The organism is Pseudomonas uvaldensis, assembly GCF_021271205.1.
Classification (GTDB): domain Bacteria; phylum Pseudomonadota; class Gammaproteobacteria; order Pseudomonadales; family Pseudomonadaceae; genus Aquipseudomonas; species Aquipseudomonas uvaldensis.
The window spans coordinates 1-260 of the sequence record NZ_JAIWKS010000061.1 but is presented as its reverse complement, the minus strand read 5'-3'; the positions used below and the strand labels follow the sequence as shown (position 1 = coordinate 260).

Genomic DNA, 260 nt, shown 5'->3' with positions numbered 1-260 from the left:
CGCGGTTATCTCAATCGCGATGACCTGACCGCCGAACGCTTCCTCAAGGATCCGTTCAGCCGTGAACCGAACGCCCGGATGTACAAGACCGGCGACTTGGGGCGTTACCTGCCGGACGGCAATATCGAGTACCTGGGCCGAAACGACGACCAAGTGAAGATCCGCGGTTTCCGGATCGAACTGGGCGAGATCGAGGCTCGACTGGCCCAACACGATGCCGTGAAGGAAGCCGTGGTGCTGGCCCGCGAAGACGTACCGGG

The 260-nt window shown here is 61.9% G+C and carries 1 protein-coding gene; it reads left to right on the top strand.

Going from position 1 to position 260, the window contains the following annotated elements; genetic code table 11:
• The coding region (locus LCU97_RS26590; RefSeq protein WP_232778226.1) for an AMP-binding protein at window positions 1–260 on the top strand (260 nt) is incomplete at both ends.